This is a genomic window from Paenibacillus sp. LS-5, from assembly GCF_056121505.1.
The window spans coordinates 1-818 of sequence record NZ_JBWAVA010000045.1 but is presented as its reverse complement, the minus strand read 5'-3'; the positions used below and the strand labels follow the sequence as shown (position 1 = coordinate 818).

Here is an 818-nt window from a genome sequence, read left to right as displayed (position 1 = left end):
AATCTAAGGGGTGCATTTTTATGGTGAAAAAAGGACAAAAGTTCACAACGTATTCATATGAGATAAAGCTTGAAGCTATACGCCTACACGTTAAAGAGGGATGGACCTATCGCAGAATCATGGAGAAGTTTAACATTCCTGACCGACACCGGTTGAAAGTATGGATGCGGAAATATCGGGAACTTGGCGAGCTTGGACTGATGGATGGGCGAGGAATTCCTAAGGAATATGTGAATCAGGATAATCAGATCCAAAGGCTAAAGCGGGAGAACGAGATGCTAAAAAAGTGCTTGGAAATCTGGATGCAGGAGATGAAATACAGCGGTATATAACGATTGAGAGAGTAGCAAATGAATATCCAGTTACTCAGCTTTGCAAAGTTTTTGGAGTCTCCAGAAGCGGATATTACGCTTTTCTAAAGCGCAAAGCATTCGATCGGGACCGAGAAGATAAGGAACTCGTGAAGAAGGTCTATGAGCACTACAATGGTGTCTACGGCTACCGGCAGCTTCAACTGTTCTTACTACAGGACCATGGGGTCTGGATGAATCATAAGAAGGTACTTCGGCTTATGCAGGTGCTAGGGATCCGCTCACGAATTCGGCGAAAACATCGCTGTAACTACGCTTCTTCGACCGAAGGGCGAGTCGCTAAAAACCTACTGAAACGGGATTTCAAGGCAGATGCTCCAAACCAAAAATGGGTTACAGATGTTACACAATACCGGGTGGGAGAGTCGTGGATCTACCTCTCCGCGGTGAAAGACTTGTTTAATAATGAGATTGTAGCCTACCACATGAGCCGGAAAAATGACAATC

2 protein-coding genes are annotated in these 818 nt (G+C 44.7%); both read left to right on the top strand.

Annotation, left to right across the window (positions count from 1 at the left end):
* Nucleotides 1–332: transposase (locus AC0MA3_RS26350; protein WP_474658334.1), on the top strand; the 332-nt coding region annotated here is incomplete at its 5' end.
* Nucleotides 287–818 (top strand): IS3 family transposase (locus tag AC0MA3_RS26345; protein WP_474658333.1); only part of this gene is annotated, 532 nt, incomplete at its 3' end. The genes AC0MA3_RS26350 and AC0MA3_RS26345, both read left to right, overlap by 46 nt.